Origin of the sequence: Streptomyces venezuelae, from assembly GCF_008642335.1 — a bacterium.
GTDB lineage: Bacteria > Actinomycetota > Actinomycetes > Streptomycetales > Streptomycetaceae > Streptomyces > Streptomyces venezuelae_F.
The window spans coordinates 23,094-37,114 of record NZ_CP029191.1; the positions used below are offsets into that span (position 1 = coordinate 23,094).

The window sequence follows — 14,021 nt, forward strand, 5'->3', positions numbered from 1 at the left end:
GGCGCTCGCCTGGTGTGCTGCGTGCGGGGTGCGGTGCGGTGCGTGCGCGGTGGTGTGCTGGGTGCAGCGCGGGCGGGGTGCGGTGGTGTGCGGGGTGTTGTGTGGGAGTCAGCCCGTGCCGAGTTTGAAGCCGACGCCGCGTACGGTGACGACCCAGCCGTTGCCGCCGAGTTTTCCGCGCAGGCTGCTGACGTGGGTGTCGATGGTGCGGCGCGACCAGGAGTCGCCCCACACCTGCTGCAGGAGCTGCTTGCGCGGGATGACCGTGTCGGGCTGGGCGGCCAGCAGGCACAGCAGGTCGAACTCCTTGCGGGTCAGGGCGACGGCCCGGCCGTCGACGGTGACCTGGCGGGAGTCGACGTCGATGCGCAGCCGGCCCAGGTCCAGTTCGCGGGCCGCGGCGGGCTGCCAGCGGGTGCGGCGCATCACCGCTTCGATACGGGCGATGAGTTCGCGCAGCCCGTAGGGCTTGGTGACGTAGTCGTCGGCGCCCGCGTGCAGGCCGAGCACGCAGTCCAGTTCGGAGCGGCGGGCGGTGACGATGATGATGGGGACGCGGCTGACCTCGCGGATCGCGCGGCACACCTCCAGACCGTCCAGGTCGGGCAGGTCCAGGTCGAGCAGGACCAACTCGACGTCCTCGTAGGCCTGCAGGGCCGCGCTGCCGTGCCGCACGCCGACGGGGTCGTGGCCGTGGCGGCGCAGCTGGGCGGTGAGGGAGCCGGCCAGGGCCGCGTCGCCGTCGACCACCAGGATGCGCTGGCCGGTGGGGGCGCGGGCCGGCGGCGGGGTGCCCGGCGGCTCGGCGGGGCGGGCGCCCGCGGGCACGGCGGTGCAGGGCTCCAGCAGTGCCGGTGACGGTATGTGGCTCATGCCTCCCCCGTGGGGTGTGCGGTGCCCGGGCGGGCCGCCGGCGGGCGGCGGCCCGCCGCGGTCCGGGTGCGCCTACGGTTGCCGGGACGGCGGCCCCGCCAGGGGCTGCCCGGGGTTCAGGACCCATGCCGAGTCGTGCCGGGTGAAGCCCACGCGCGGGTAGTAGCCGGTGGCGGCGGGCGCCGACAGGAGCACCACCTTGGCGTCGGGGGCCTGGCGGCGGGTCTCCTCCATCAGGGCGAGGCCCACCCCCGAGCGCTGGTGGGCGCGGATGACGGCGATGTCGGAGAGGTAGGTGACGTAGGAGAAGTCGGAGATGCTGCGGGCGATGCCGATCAGGGTGTTGTCCGCCTCGCGGGCGACGACGACGAGGTTGGCCTCGCGCACCATCGCGGCCATCCGCTCCCGGTCCGTCACGGGGCGGCGCTCGCCCAGTCCGGAGGCGTGGTAGACGGCCAGGACCTCGTCCAGGTCGAGGTCGGCGCCGTTGACGCGTTCAGTCTTCCAGCTCATCGAGCATCTCCAATCGCCGCCGTATGACGTCGTGGTGGACGAGGAAGCGCTCGGGTCGCGGCTCCTCGCGCAGCTCGACGCCCTCGGCGGCCAGGGTGTCCTTGAAGGGGGTGCCGGTGGCCGCCGTGCGGTTGGCGGCGGCCTGCGCGCAGCGGTAGGCGTGCTCGCGCTCGGTGCCGTCGCCGAGCAGGTCGGCCAGGACGGCCGAACTGTAGATGAGGCCGTGGGTGCGCTCCAGTGCGGCGCGCATCGTCTCGGGGCGCACGGTGAGGTGGGCCAGGAGCTCTTCGGCCCGGGTGGCCTGGAAGTGGGCGACGGCCAGGCTGTCGGGCAGGATGACCCGCTCCACGGACTGGTGGGCCAGGTCCCGCTCGTGCCACAGCGCGACGTCCTCCAGGGCGGTGGTGGCGTAGCCGCGCAGCAGGCGGGCCAGGCCGCACAGCCGTTCGCTGGTGGTGGGGTTGCGTTTGTGGGGCATGGCGCTGGAGCCCTGGTAGGCGGGGGCGCGCTGTTCTTCGACCTCGGCGACCTCGGTGCGCTGCAGCAGCCGCATCTCCAGGGCGATCTGTTCGACGCAGGCGCCCAGCGCGGCGACGGCCTGCACGAGTTGGGCGTGCCGGTCGCGGGCGACGACCTGGCTGGGCGCGGGCTCGATGCCAAGGCCCAGCGACTGGCACACGTACTGTTCGACGTAGGGGTCGATGAGGGCGTAGGTGCCCACCGAGCCGGAGATGGTGCCGACGGCGACGGCCTCGCGGGCGGCCGTCAGGCGGGTCAGGGAGCGGTCGATCGCGAAGGCGTAGCCGGCGAGTTTGTGGCCGAAGGTGGTCGGTTCGGCGTGGATGCCGTGGGTGCGGCCGACCATGAGGGTGTCGAAGTGTTCCAGGGCGCGGGCCACCAGGGTGCGGCGCAGGCGGCGGGCGGCCGCCGTCAGCAGGTCGGTGGCCCGGGCCAGGGTGTGGCCCAGTGCGGTGTCGACCAGGTCGTAGCTGGTCATGCCCAGGTGGACCCAGCGGGCGGAGGATTCGGGGATGTGCTCGCAGTAGGCGGCGAGGAAGGAGAGGACTTCGTGGTCGCGGTCCTTCTCGATCTCGGCGATGCGCTGGGCGAGTGGCACGGGGGCGCGGCGCATGTCGCGCACCGCGTCCTCGGGGACGCGTCCCAGGCGCACCTGGGCCTCGGTGGCGAGGATCTCGACGCGGACCCAGGTGGCGTAGCGGTGCTGGTCGCTGAAGAGTTCCGCCATCTCGGGCAGGGTGTATCGGGCAATCATGCAACGGCCTCTGTTCTGCGGGGTGTCGGCTCGTGGGGTGTCGGCATGCTGGTCGGGGGCGTGCGGGTGGTGGGCACGCTCAGTACGCCTCGAAGTACTCGCGCTGTTCCCAGGCGGTGACCTGGTCGGGGCTGGTGCCGGTGGTGGCGCACCAGGTTTCGTAGCGGCGCAGTTCGCTCTCCTTGAGGCGGGTGAGGCAGGTGGCCAGCGGGCGGCCCAGGAGCTGGTCGGCGCGGCCCGCGGTGAACGCGGCGAGCGCTTCGCCCAGGGACTGCGGTACGTGCTGTTCGGCGGCCGGGGCGGACTGCTCGGCGGCGGGGGCGGGCCGGCCGCCTTCCGGGGTGCCTTTCAGGCCGGTGAGGCCGGCGAAGAGCTGGGCGGCGATGGCCAGGTAGGGGTTGGCGCACGGTTCGCCGCTGCGGTTTTCGATGTGGGCGCCGGTGCCGCCGCCGACCATGCGGAGCATGACGCTGCGGTCCTCCATGGACCAGTCCATGCGGGTGGGGGCCAGCGCGTGGCGGGAGTCGAGGCGGCGGTAGCCGTTGACGGTGGGCACCGAGAGCAGGAACAGCTCCCTGGTGTGGGCGAGCAGGCCGTCCGCGTACGCCTTGGCCTGCGGGGAGAGGCCGCCCGCGGGGCCGTCGGCGGCGAAGAGGTTGCGGCCGCTCGCGGTGTCCAGGACGGACTGGTGCAGGTGCCAGCCGCTGGGGTCGAAGGCGTCCAGGAGCGGCTGGGACATGAAGGAGGCGTGGTGGCCGCGCCGGGCGCACCAGCGTTTGGTGGCGGTGCGGAACAGCAGCATGGCGTCCGCGGTGTCCAGGGCGGACATCGGGCTGAAGGTGGATTCGACCTGGCCGGGCCCGGATTCGTGCTCCATGGAGCGCAGCGGCAGGCCCAGCGCGGCCAGGTGCAGGGCCAGGGGGTCGGTGATGTGGGCGACGGAGTCGTAGCGGGCGTCCAGGTTGAACTGGTAGCCGGCGTTCATCGCGGCCACCCGGGGCGCCTGGCCCTGCAGGCCGAAGCCGTTGCCGGTGTTGCCGGGCGCCTGGTCCAGGAGGCGGGTGAGGTACCACTCGACTTCCAGGCCGGTGACCGGGGTGTAGCCGTGGGCGGTGTAGTCGGCGCCGAGGCGGCGCAGTACGGCGCGGGAGGACAGCGGGTGGGCCGTGCCCTCGCGCAGGTATTCGTCGCCGATGACCCAGGCGGTGCGCGGCTGGGTGTCGGGCAGGAGCTGGAAGGTGAGCGGGTCGGGTACGAGGATGAAGTTGCCGGCGCCGGCGAGTTCCTCCACGCCCAGGCCGGGGTCGCCCAGGAAGTCGACGGCGATGGCGTGGCCGGTGTCGAAGAGGAAGGGGCCGGGGCTGAAGTTCATGCCGTTGCGCAGCACGGAGCGGAAGGTGTCCGCGGTCAGGGTCTTGGAGCGGGCCAGGCCGTGCGGGTCGCAGAAGGCCAGGCGGACGAAGTCGAGGTGGTCGAGGTCGGCCTCGATCTGTTCGGCGGCGGCGAACTGCTCCTCGCTCCACAGGTCGTGGTCGGCGACGAAGGAGGGGGTGCCGACGGCGTCCTGGGCGGCTATGGAGCGCCATGCGCGGGTGTACATGGGTCAGGGGGTCCTTTCGGTGGCGGGGACGAGCGCGTGCCCGGGGCGGGGCGGGGGCAGGGCTCCCAGCTCCCTTTCCAGGCGGTGGGCCACCGTCAGGACCAGGTCGTCGGCGCCGACGGGGCCCACGAGCTGGATGCCGGCGGGCAGTCCGGAGCCGGTCAGGCCGGCCGGGAGGGTCACCGCGGGCTGGCCGGTCATGTTGAAGGGGTAGGAGGCGGGTGACCAGGACAGCCAGAGCAGGTCGCGGGGGTCGGCCGCCCAGGGCGGGGCGATGGCGTGCAGGTCGAAGGGTTCGATGGGGACGGTGGCCATGGCCAGCAGGTGGTGGCGGCGCATCACCGAGCGCAGCCGGGTGCGCAGTTGCTGGCGGACTTCTTCGGCGCGCATCAGGGCGGTGCCGCTCAGGGTGCGGCCGTAGCGGACGATTTCCAGGCGGCCCGGGTCGCAGTGTTCCTCGTCCTCGCGGGTGGTGCCGGCGGCTTCGGCGGCGGCCAGGATGTCGACGAGGGCGGGGTAGAGGTCGTCGCAGCGCACCTGGACGCGTTCGACGTGGTGGCCCTGGCCGGTGAGGGCGCCCATCGCCTGTTCGGTGACCTTGCGGATCTCCTCGGTGGTGCCCTCGTACTCGATCCATCCGATGTGCTGGCGGCGGCGGTGGGCGGGCAGGTCGATGGAGCCCAGGCCGGAGTCGGGGTCGGCGGGGTGGGGGCCTGCGATGACGGCGGCGAGCGCGGCGGCGTCGGTGACGGTGCGGGCCAGGGTGCCCTGGTGGGCGAGGCGGTCGACGCCGTTGGGGACGTAGGGGACGCGTCCGTAGGAGGGTTTGTAGCCGGCCACGCCGCAGAACGCGGCGGGGATGCGGATGGAGCCGGCGCCGTCGGTGGCCAGGGCGCCCTCGCCCAGGCCGGTGGCGACCGCGGCGGCGGCGCCGCCGCTGGAGCCGCCCGCGGTCAGGTGGGGGGCGTAGGGGTTGGCGGTGGGCGGCGCGGTGCGGCCCAGGGTGGCGGCGCTCCAGCCGTACTCGCTGGTGGTGGTCTTGCCGATGACGACGGCGCCGGCGGCGCGCAGCCGGGCGACGGCCGGGGCGTCTTTGCGGGGGCGGTGGTTGGGCAGCAGGGAGCCGCGGGTGGTGGGCAGGTCGCGGGTCTGCAGGAGGTCCTTGACGGAGACCGTGACGCCGAGCAGCGGGGCGCCCTGCCAGGCGCCCGCGCCGCGTTCGCGGATGCGGCGGTCGGCGTGCTCGGCGGCGCGCAGCGCTTCGTCGCCGGCAACGGTGACGAACGCGCCGAGGGTGTCGTGTTCGCGTACGGCGTCCAGTACGGCCTGCACGTGCTCGACGACGGTCGTCTCGCGGCGCCGCAGCCGCGCGGTGAGCTCCCCGATCGCCCCGTGCGCCCCGTGCGCCCCGTGCGCCCCGGCGGTCATCGTGGGGTGCCCTGGGGGGTGTGGGCGGCGGTGATGGTGTGCCAGTGCCAGGGGGCGTCGAAGGCGGTGACCTCGACGGGGGTGCCGGCCAGGGTGAGTTCGGCGGCCAGGGTGGTGGCGCGGGCGATGAAGCGGGAGGCGCGGTGGGCGGCGAGCAGGTCGGGCTCGGTGAAGGGGGTGCCGGCGCAGCGCAGCAGGCGCAGGTCGACGAAGCCGTTGAAGGTGCGTCCGGCGACCTCGACGGGCTGCGGGGAGCGGATGGAGAAGCGCACCTGGTTGCTGACGTGCCCGTGGTGGTGCTGGTCGGAGAAGAACGCGATGTCGGGGATGGTGGGCGGCACGAAGTGGTCGCGGGCCACCACGGCGGGGTGGCGGGGCAGGTTGCCGGGCACGAAGTGCCAGGAGTTGTACTGCATGCGCGAGGACATCGCCCAGGCCGCGTCCGCCATCGCCTTGGGTGAGTCGCCGAAGTGGGCGCGTGCCTGGGGGCGGGGCACCACGCAGCAGAAGTAGTGGGTGATGTCCCAGCCGCAGATCTCCGCCCAGCTCTCGGTGCGCAGCGCGTCGATGAGGGCGGGCAGGGAGCGCATGCCGCGGCTCATGGCGAAGTCGGCGGCGAAGACGTCGGCGACGGCCGTGACGCTCTCGTGGACGAGGGCTTCGAGTCCGGTGGCGTGGGCGCCGTGCGGGCGGGCGAGCCAGGCGGGCTCGGCGGCCGCGCTGTGGCCCAGTTCGTCCAGGGTGGTGCCGGTCAGCGGGAGGCGGGCGGCCAGGCGGCGGCTGAGTTCCTCGTCGCGCCGGCGTACTCCGTCGGTGTCGGCGGCGATGCGTTCCACCTTGTGCATCAGGGTGCCGTGGATCTCGCGGTAGAGGGGGACCTGGCGGATGACCTGGCGGCGGCGGGTGCCGAGTGCTTCGGCGAGCGTCTTGAGGTCCTCCACGCCGTGGGAGGCGGCGGGGGCGACCGGCTGGCCGGGGACGCTGTTGTAGGAGTGGCGGATGCGTTCGAGCATGGCGGCGACGTGGTCGATGCTCAGCTGGGTGCCGTTGGCCTCCTCCACCCGGCCGGCGCCGGCGGAGCGGATGAGCAGGGTCAGGCCGATGACCAGCTGCACGTCGTGGTCGGACCAGAGTTCCAGGGGCAGTTGCTGCAGGCTGCTCAGGACGCAGTCGGGGTGTCCGGGCCACAGGGTCTTGCCGGTGAGGCTGTTCTGCTCGCGGAAGTTGGTGTACTGGCGGTGTTCTTGGTAGAGCACGAAGGGGGCGGTGCGCAGGGCCGCTTCCTTGGCCTGTTCCAGGAGTTCGTCGCGGCCCTTCTCGCCCTGGCGCTCCAGCCAGGCGCGGCAGTCGGCCAGGGTGTGGGCGGTGCGGGCGGCGGCGCGGCTCATGCGGTCGTGGTAGGCGCGGGCGGCCTGCAGGGACCAGGGCACGCGCAGGACGCCGCCGACCAGGTGGCGGCGGTCCAGGGGGCCCTGGGCGGGGCCGCGCAGGACGATGCGGCCGGTGGTGGCCAGGGCGAGCTCGCCGACGAAGACGGGTTCCTCGGCGGCGGCCTCGATGAGGTCGACGGCCGGCTCCGTGCCGTGGCCGGCGGGGGTGGTGTCCTCGCGCCAGGTCAGGCCCCACAGGGCGCGGAAGGCGGCTTCCTCGGTGGTGGCCAGGGCGCGCAGCTGTACCTGGGGCGGTACGTGGCCGTCGAGGCTGAGGAGGATGTCGACGCTCGCGCGCAGGTCGGGGGCGGTGCGGGCGCGCTGCCAGACCCTCTCCAGGAGGGCGGGGAAGCCGGCGCCGGGCTCGCGGGGGCGGTCGGGGCCCGGTGCGGTGCCCGCGGCGGTGCCCAGGCGGCTGGGGCGGCGGCTGAGGCGTTTTCTGGCGTTGGCGGCGCGGCGGCTCTCGCGTTCGGCGGGCCCGTTCGTCTCGGCGGGCCCGGTCATGAGGTGCCCGCGGACAGGTCGATGTGGCTCCACAGGCTCGCGTCGGTGGCCTGCCAGTCCTCGTCGACGTAGATGCAGTCGACGGGGCACTCCAGGACGCAGGCGGGGCAGCCCGAGCACAGTTCGGGAATGATGACGACGTCGAGACCGCGGTCGAATATGGCGCCGAACTCCTCGGGACAGCCGCGCAGGCAGCTGTCGCAGGTGATGCACTCCGAGGTTTCTATGCGGCGCGGTGGCTTCTTCCAGTTCTCGCCGCGAGTTCGCGCGGCGATCCGCTCGGAACGGGCGGATTTCGCCGCCGGCAATGCGTTCTCGCTCACGGAACACTCACCCTTCGGGTCGGTTCGAGACGCCCACATCGTTACGACGGGGTCTCGACCACTCCATGAGCTTCGGTGGTGGCGTACTCGACTGCTTTGTTCAACCGGTGAATTGCTCGGTTGAACAGCGGCGGGCGGTTCTACCGTCGTGCCCACACACCGTCCCCACCGGGGTCCTACGGGGTTGGACCACGAACAGGAGCTGCCACGATGCCTGCGACGCCGACGCCGAAACTGATGACGTTCTTGACCTTCAGGAGCCAGGCCGAGGAGGCGCTGCAGTTCTACACCGCGCTCTTCGACAACTCCGAGGTGCACCGGATGATCCGGGCGCGGGCCGGTGAGCCGGGATGGCAGGAAGGGGTGCTGCAGCACGCCCTGTTCACACTCGACGGGCAGATGTTCATGTGTACGAACATGCCGCCGCCGGGGGCCGTTGGATACGATCTTGCGCCGTGGGATTCGTATGAGTTCTCCCCCGCGACCGCGATATATGTGCAGTGCGAATCGGAAAGTGAATTCGATCGTTTCTACACGGCGCTTTCCGAGAAGGGTGAGGTCATCATGCCGGCGGGCGGGTACGAATTCAGTGCCCGGTTCGCGTGGCTGACCGACCGGTTCGGGGTGTCGTGGCGCATCAATCTCGTGCCGTCCCGGGGCCCGCGCGCCCGGTGAGAGCCCTGCGCGCCACACGCGCCGCACGCGGCTGAGGCCGGCCCGCCTCGGGGAAGGGGGGCCGGCCTCAGCCGTGTGCGGGTTTCGGTCGGCGGGTGCGGGGGCCGGTCAGCCCCAGGCGCCGGCGATCGCCTTGGTGGTCACGTTCAGGCGGTTGAAGAAGTTGGACAGGGCGATCATGAGGATCAGGGCCGCCAGGCCCTTCTCGTCGTAGTGGGCCTTGGCGCGCTCCCACACGTCGTCCGGCACCGGGTCGGAGCGGTCGGCCAGGCGGGTGGCGCACTCGGCCAGCTCCAGCGCGGCGCGCTCGGCGTCGGTGAAGTAGGAGGTCTCCCGCCAGGCGGAGACGGCGAACAGGCGCTCCTCGGTCTCGCCGGCCTTGCGGGCGCCGCGGGCCCCGGAGTCCACACAGGGGCTGCAGCCGTTGATCTGGCTCGCGCGCAGGTGGACCAGGTCCAGGGTCGTCTTCGGGACTCCACCGGAGTAGATCGCCTTGTACATGTCCTGCACAGGCTGGGTGGCGTCAAGGATCATCGCCGGGTTCTGCAGGCGCGCTTCCATGATTTTTCCTCTCTTGGTTCACCATCGACGCCGCTTTCAGGCAGCGTCACTTCTATGACGACTGGGGGCGGGTGAGTGTGACAGCGGCAGGTCACCGGGGCTGCCGGGACCTGGCGCACGGTCGGGGGCGGGGGCGCGCGCCGCGGGGGATTCGGCGCGGCGCCCCCTTCCGTCCGGCGCGCCGGTCAGGTGCCGACGTCGACGCGGGCGGTCTGTGCGGGGCGCTCGCCGGTCAGCGGCGCCTCGTCCTCGGGATGGCCCGGGCGCCAGATGCGCGGGCCGATGCTGAGGGACAGGGCGGGGATGAGCAGGCTGCGCACCAGGAAGGTGTCCAGGAGGATGCCGATGGCGATGAGCAGGCCCTGCTGCAGGGAGGCGACGGTGGGGATGGCGGCCAGGACGCAGAAGGTGGCGGCCAGGACGACGCCCGCGGAGGTGATGACGCCGCCGGTGACGGTGAGGCCGGTCAGGGTGCCCTCGCGGTGGCCGCGGAGTTTGACCTCCTCGCGGACCCGGGCCATCAGGAAGATCGTGTAGTCCACGCCGAGGGCGACCAGGAACAGGAAGCCGATCAGCAGCAGGCCGCGGTCGATGCGCGGGTAGTCGATGGCGTGGAAGAGCAGGGAGGCCGCGCCGACGGCGGAGGCGAAGGAGACGACCACCGACGCCAGCAGGACGAGCGGGGCGACCACCGCGCGCAGCACCAGGACCAGCATGAGGAAGACGACCGCGAGGATCAGCGGGATGAGGAGCAGCTCCTCGTCCTTCTGGGCGTCGGAGGTGTCCAGGACGATCGCGGTCTGGCCGCCCACGACGGCCTCGGCGCTCTCCCCTTGCGTCCGGTCCAGGGCGGTGCGCATCCGCTCGACGGTGTCCTTGGCCGCGGCGGTGTCCGGGGCGGCCTCGAAGACGGCGGTCAGGTGGGTCCAGCCGCCCGCGGTGCGCTCGCTCGCGGCGGACTCGACGCCGGGGACCTCGCGCACGGTCTGCAGGACGGTGCCGGCCCCGGCGGCGGGCACGTAGATGTCGGCGGGCGCGGAGGAGCCGGCCGGGAAGTGCTTGGCCAGCAGGTGCTGGCCCTCGACCGAGTCGACGGACTTGGTGAACTGCTCGGCCTGGGTCTGGCCGGTCTCCACCGTGGTGGTGCCAAGGGCCAGGACGGCCAGGACGCCGATGGAGGCGGCCCAGATCACGCGGGGCCTGCGGCCCACGGCGCCCGCCACGCGGGCCCAGGTGCCGTGCTCCTTCTCCGCGCTCGCGTCGTAGCCGGGGGTGTGGCGCGGCACGAACGGCCAGAACGTCCAGCGGCCCAGGATGACCAGCAGGGCGGGCAGCAGGGAGGTCATGGCCAGGAAGACCACCGCGATGCCGATGGCCACGACCGGGCCCAGGCCCTGGGTGGAGTTCATGCTGCCGAAGACCAGGCAGAGCGTGGCCACGCCCACGGTGGCCGCGGAGGCGGCGAGCGCGGGCAGGGAGCGGCGCACGGCGATCTGCATCGCCTCGTGGCGGTCCTGGTGGCGGTGCAGTTCCTCGCGGTAGCGGGCGATGAGCAGCAGGGCGTAGTCGGTGCCCACGCCCACGCACAGGATCATCAGGATGTACGCGCTGAGTCCGTTGACGAGCAGCCCCGCGTGTTTGGCCAGGAGGTAGACCACGCCGCTGGCGACCTGGCTGGCCAGGAAGACGGTGAGCAGCGGGACGATCCACAGGACGGGGCTGCGGTAGGTGAGCAGGAGCAGCAGGGCGACGACGCCGAGGGCCGCGCCGAGCAGGGCGCCGTCCATGCCGCTGTAGACCTCGGCGAAGTCGCGGACGCTGCCGGCCTCGCCGGCGATGCGGATGTCCAGGCCGTCGGGTGCGCCCTTCTTGACGATGTCCTCGGAGTCGCTGACGGCGTCGGTGAGCACTCCGTTGTCGCTGGGGCTGGTGCGCAGCGGGTAGCTGAGGAAGGCGGCCTTGTTGTCGTCGGAGATCTGGGGTTTGGCGACGTCGCCGACGGCGATGTCGTCCTGCAGCGCGGTGCGGTCGGCCGCGATCTTGTCCCGGTCGGCGTCGGTGAGGCCGCCGCCGCGGGCGTAGATGATGATGGCGGTGCTGCTGTCCTTGTCGGCGAAGTGCTTCTCGGCCAGCTTGACGGCCTGGGTGGACTGGGCGCTGGAGGGCAGCCAGGTCTCGGGGTCGTTGTCCTGGACGTCGCCCAGCTTGGCGGCGAGGGAGCCGCCGGCCGAGATGAGCACCAGCCAGATGAGGAGTACGGCCCACTTGGAGCGGCGTCCGCTGACCATGCGGGCATAGCGGGCCAGGAATCCGGCTGCGGCGCCTGGACTGTCACTGTGGGTGTCTGGTCGACGACGTAGCGTTGTCATGGTTGCTCGCAAAGGGTCAGGGAGCCTGCTTCGGACAGCTCCGCTCTTGAAAATTCGGGAGAGAGCGCGACCAGGGGTGCGGCGCCCTGTCGAAGCCGGCGCCGGCGCATCCCGTCACACGCGGGTGGTCCCGTTCGTCACTGCTATGACGCCCGGCAGCGCGAAGATGTGACAGGCGTTTGTCACACACGGACCGGGATCGAAGGGGACGACGGTGGTCATGCAGGAAAACGAACGGTTGGCACGCGCGTTCGAGGAGAAGCGGCCGCGGCTGCAGGCCGTGGCCCACCGCATGCTCGGCTCGACCGACGAGGCCGAGGACGCCGTGCAGGAAGCCTGGATCCGGCTGCACCGCAGCGAGACCGACAGCGTGGAGAACCTCGACGGCTGGCTCACCACGGTGGTGAGCCGGGTCTGCCTGGACATGCTGCGCGCCCGCAACCGGCGCGAGGAGTTCCTGGCCGAGCACGCCGAGCCCTCGGACGATCCCCGCACCGAGGTCGCCTCCGACCCCGAGCACGCGGCCGTGCTCGCCGACTCGGTGGGCCTGGCGATGCTGGTGGTCCTGGACACCCTCGACCCCGACGAGCGCCTCGCCTTCGTCCTGCACGACACCTTCGCGGTGCCGTTCGCCGACATCGCCGCGATCATCGGGCGCAGTCCGGCGGCCACCCGGCAGCTGGCCAGCCGGGCCCGGCGGCGCGTGCACGGCGCCTCTCCCCTGCCCGACCTGCAGCGCCAGCACAAGGTCGTGGACGCCTTCTTGACCGCCGCCCGCAACGGGGAGTTCGAGCGGCTGCTCACCCTGCTGGCGCCCGACGCCTCCATGCACGCCGACGACACGGCGGTACGCATCGGGGCGGCGCCGCTGACCGAGGGCGCCGAGGGCGTGGCGAGCATCTTCTCCGGCGGTGCGGAGGCGGCCCGGATCGCGCTCATCGACGGGTCGGTGGGGGCGGTGTGGCAGTCCAAGGTCCGCCCGATCGTGGTCTTCAACTTCACCATCGAGGACGGGCGGATCACCGCGATCGATCTGGTGGCCGGGCCCGAGCGGCTGCGGGAGCTGGACATCGTGGTGCTGGACGCCTGAGCGCGGCGGCGGTCCGCTCCCCGGGCGCCGCTCAGAGCCTGTCTGTGAACCCCCGTCGTCCGCGCGAAGCGCGGGCGCAGCGGCGGATTGGGGCCTCCCCTGCTCGAGCGGAGCCGAGAGCTTGGGGGAGTGCGTGCCGGGCGTCGGGGCGCAGGCGGGGGTTCACAGACAGGCTCTCAGGCGCCCGGGGGCAGGCACTCCTCCAGGAACGCCAGCGCCCGCAGGTGGTAGGCGCGGGCCGCCCAGCCCAGGCTGATGTTGTGCCCCGCGCCCGGCTGGTGCTCCAGCAGGACGCGCGGCGCGGCGGTGAAGGCGGCCGCCAGTGCCGCCAGGTCGGGCTCCTGGCGGCGCCACCACAGCTCGTGCTCGGCGAAGGTGAACCGGACCGGCACCCGCACCCGCGGCGCGAGTCGGTCGAACAGCCCCGGCCAGCCGGCCAGTTCGGCCGCCTCCCGCACCGGCATCGGCGCGACCGTGCCCGCGCTCTGCCGGAAGGTGCCCGGCGGATACAGCCGCAGCGGCCCCCAGTGCCGGCGCCGGGAGGCGGGCCGGCGGTGGCGCACCTCGTCCTCGGCGCCTGGCGCGTAGTGCCGCCCGCAGCCGGAGATGTCCACGCCGAGCAGCCCGGCGCCGTCCCCGGCGTGCGCGGCCAGCGCGAGGGCCAGCTTGCCGCCGAAGGAGTGCGCCAGCACGAAGTGGCCGGCGCCCACCGGATGGCGGCCGGCGAAGTCGGCGAGGGCGGCGCGCAGCAGCGGCGTCTGCTCCGCCAGGGGCAGGCCCTCGGGCAGGGCGGCCGCGGAGCGGCCGTAACCGGGCCGGTCCACGGCCAGCACGGTGCAGCCGAGCCGCGCCCCGAGCCGGAGCAGGGACAGCTCCGAGCGGGCCCGCCCGTGAAAGTAGCCCGCACGCATACCGCCCCCGTGCACCGCCACGACCAGCGCCCGCGGAGGGCCTGCCGGTTCACACAGCAGCGCGGAGAGGGCGAGCCCGCCGGCATCCAGAACGACCGACCGCACTTCGCCCGGCCCCTCCTCGGGCGGGGTGGTCCCGGCGGGGCCGGGGGCTTTGGGTGGTGTGCGGGGAGCCTTCTGGCGGGGTGGCGGGGCGGTGGTGTCCGGATGCTCCGCGGGTAGGGCGACTCCGGCTACGGCGGGGGCTGTTGGGGCTGCGCGGGGCGCATCCTGGCGAGGTGGCGGGGGGCGGTCGGCGGTTCCCGGATGCTCCTCGGGCGGGGCAACCCAAGTCGGGCCGGGGGCCGTTGATGCTATGTGGGGCGCGCCCTGCCGGGATGGCAGGGCGGGGGCGGTGGCGCCCGGATGCTCCGCGGGCGGGGCACCTCCGGCTGCGGCGGGTGCTGTTGTGGCTGCGTGGGGCGCGCCCTG

The 14,021-nt window shown here is 73.1% G+C and carries 12 protein-coding genes; 2 read left to right on the forward strand and 10 right to left on the reverse strand.

Going from position 1 to position 14,021, the window contains the following annotated elements:
- Nucleotides 1-108: 108 nt before the first annotated feature.
- The 7 genes from DEJ49_RS00105 to DEJ49_RS00135 all read right to left on the reverse strand — a co-directional run bounded on the left by DEJ49_RS00105 (nucleotide 109) and on the right by DEJ49_RS00135 (nucleotide 7,944).
- A complete protein-coding gene (locus DEJ49_RS00105; RefSeq protein WP_150181761.1) occupies nucleotides 109-873 on the reverse strand; it encodes a response regulator transcription factor in 765 nt (254 codons plus the stop codon).
- Between the two features lie 72 nt (nucleotides 874-945).
- Entirely contained in the window at nucleotides 946-1,386 is a 441-nt protein-coding gene (locus DEJ49_RS00110; RefSeq protein WP_150181762.1) for a GNAT family N-acetyltransferase, read from the reverse strand.
- On the reverse strand, nucleotides 1,370-2,659 hold the full coding sequence (gene purB / locus DEJ49_RS00115) for an adenylosuccinate lyase (RefSeq protein WP_150181763.1): 1,290 nt from the start codon (nucleotides 2,657-2,659) through the stop codon (nucleotides 1,370-1,372). The genes DEJ49_RS00110 and purB overlap by 17 nt, the downstream gene beginning before the upstream one ends.
- A 79-nt stretch (nucleotides 2,660-2,738) precedes the next feature.
- Nucleotides 2,739-4,259 (reverse strand): glutamine synthetase family protein, encoded by a 1,521-nt coding sequence (locus DEJ49_RS00120; protein ID WP_150181764.1) that lies wholly within the window; start codon nucleotides 4,257-4,259, stop codon nucleotides 2,739-2,741.
- Nucleotides 4,260-4,262: 3 nt separating this feature from the next.
- On the reverse strand, nucleotides 4,263-5,687 hold the full coding sequence (locus DEJ49_RS00125) for an amidase (protein WP_150181765.1): 1,425 nt from the start codon (nucleotides 5,685-5,687) through the stop codon (nucleotides 4,263-4,265).
- Entirely contained in the window at nucleotides 5,684-7,621 is a 1,938-nt protein-coding gene (locus DEJ49_RS00130; RefSeq protein ID WP_150181766.1) for a hypothetical protein, read from the reverse strand. Before DEJ49_RS00130 ends, DEJ49_RS00125 begins: the two co-directional genes overlap by 4 nt.
- Nucleotides 7,618-7,944 carry a 4Fe-4S dicluster-binding protein gene (locus tag DEJ49_RS00135; protein ID WP_150181767.1) on the reverse strand — a complete coding sequence of 109 codons (327 nt, stop codon included), beginning with the start codon at nucleotides 7,942-7,944 and terminating at the stop codon, nucleotides 7,618-7,620. Before DEJ49_RS00135 ends, DEJ49_RS00130 begins: the two co-directional genes overlap by 4 nt.
- A gap of 210 nt (nucleotides 7,945-8,154) precedes the next feature.
- Here DEJ49_RS00135 and DEJ49_RS00140 point away from each other — a divergent pair, with 210 nt between their 5' ends.
- The gene (locus DEJ49_RS00140; RefSeq protein WP_150181768.1) at nucleotides 8,155-8,619 is read left to right on the forward strand and encodes a VOC family protein; all 465 of its coding nucleotides are present in this window, start codon (nucleotides 8,155-8,157) and stop codon (nucleotides 8,617-8,619) included.
- A 108-nt stretch (nucleotides 8,620-8,727) separates the two neighbouring features.
- Here the strand turns inward: DEJ49_RS00140 and DEJ49_RS00145 are convergent, their stop codons facing one another.
- Nucleotides 8,728-9,180 (reverse strand): carboxymuconolactone decarboxylase family protein, encoded by a 453-nt coding sequence (locus tag DEJ49_RS00145; RefSeq protein ID WP_150181769.1) that lies wholly within the window; start codon nucleotides 9,178-9,180, stop codon nucleotides 8,728-8,730.
- A gap of 185 nt (nucleotides 9,181-9,365) precedes the next feature.
- Nucleotides 9,366-11,468, reverse strand: a complete 2,103-nt coding sequence (locus DEJ49_RS00150) for an MMPL family transporter (RefSeq protein WP_223832658.1) — start codon at nucleotides 11,466-11,468, stop codon at nucleotides 9,366-9,368.
- A 301-nt stretch (nucleotides 11,469-11,769) separates the two neighbouring features.
- Between DEJ49_RS00150 and DEJ49_RS00155 the strand changes: the two genes are divergently transcribed.
- Entirely contained in the window at nucleotides 11,770-12,639 is an 870-nt protein-coding gene (locus DEJ49_RS00155; RefSeq protein WP_150187948.1) for a sigma-70 family RNA polymerase sigma factor, read from the forward strand.
- Between the two features lie 176 nt (nucleotides 12,640-12,815).
- Here the strand turns inward: DEJ49_RS00155 and DEJ49_RS00160 are convergent, their stop codons facing one another.
- Nucleotides 12,816-13,655, reverse strand: a complete 840-nt coding sequence (locus tag DEJ49_RS00160; RefSeq protein ID WP_150181771.1) for an alpha/beta hydrolase — start codon at nucleotides 13,653-13,655, stop codon at nucleotides 12,816-12,818.
- Between the last annotated feature and the right edge of the window lie 366 nt (nucleotides 13,656-14,021).

What these genes read in the sequence shown, in the direction of transcription:
- DEJ49_RS00125 (WP_150181765.1), bottom strand. Translation starts at nt 5,687, where the DNA reads ATGACCGCCGGGGCGCACGGGGCGCACGGGGCGCACGGGGCGATCGGG.
- DEJ49_RS00140 (WP_150181768.1), top strand. Translation starts at nt 8,155, where the DNA reads ATGCCTGCGACGCCGACGCCGAAACTGATGACGTTCTTGACCTTCAGG.
- purB (WP_150181763.1), bottom strand. Translation starts at nt 2,659, where the DNA reads ATGATTGCCCGATACACCCTGCCCGAGATGGCGGAACTCTTCAGCGAC.
- DEJ49_RS00150 (WP_223832658.1), bottom strand. Translation starts at nt 11,468, where the DNA reads ATGGTCAGCGGACGCCGCTCCAAGTGGGCCGTACTCCTCATCTGGCTG.
- DEJ49_RS00105 (WP_150181761.1), bottom strand. Translation starts at nt 873, where the DNA reads ATGAGCCACATACCGTCACCGGCACTGCTGGAGCCCTGCACCGCCGTG.
- DEJ49_RS00130 (WP_150181766.1), bottom strand. Translation starts at nt 7,621, where the DNA reads ATGACCGGGCCCGCCGAGACGAACGGGCCCGCCGAACGCGAGAGCCGC.
- DEJ49_RS00155 (WP_150187948.1), top strand. Translation starts at nt 11,770, where the DNA reads ATGCAGGAAAACGAACGGTTGGCACGCGCGTTCGAGGAGAAGCGGCCG.
- DEJ49_RS00145 (WP_150181769.1), bottom strand. Translation starts at nt 9,180, where the DNA reads ATGGAAGCGCGCCTGCAGAACCCGGCGATGATCCTTGACGCCACCCAG.
- DEJ49_RS00120 (WP_150181764.1), bottom strand. Translation starts at nt 4,259, where the DNA reads ATGTACACCCGCGCATGGCGCTCCATAGCCGCCCAGGACGCCGTCGGC.
- DEJ49_RS00110 (WP_150181762.1), bottom strand. Translation starts at nt 1,386, where the DNA reads ATGAGCTGGAAGACTGAACGCGTCAACGGCGCCGACCTCGACCTGGAC.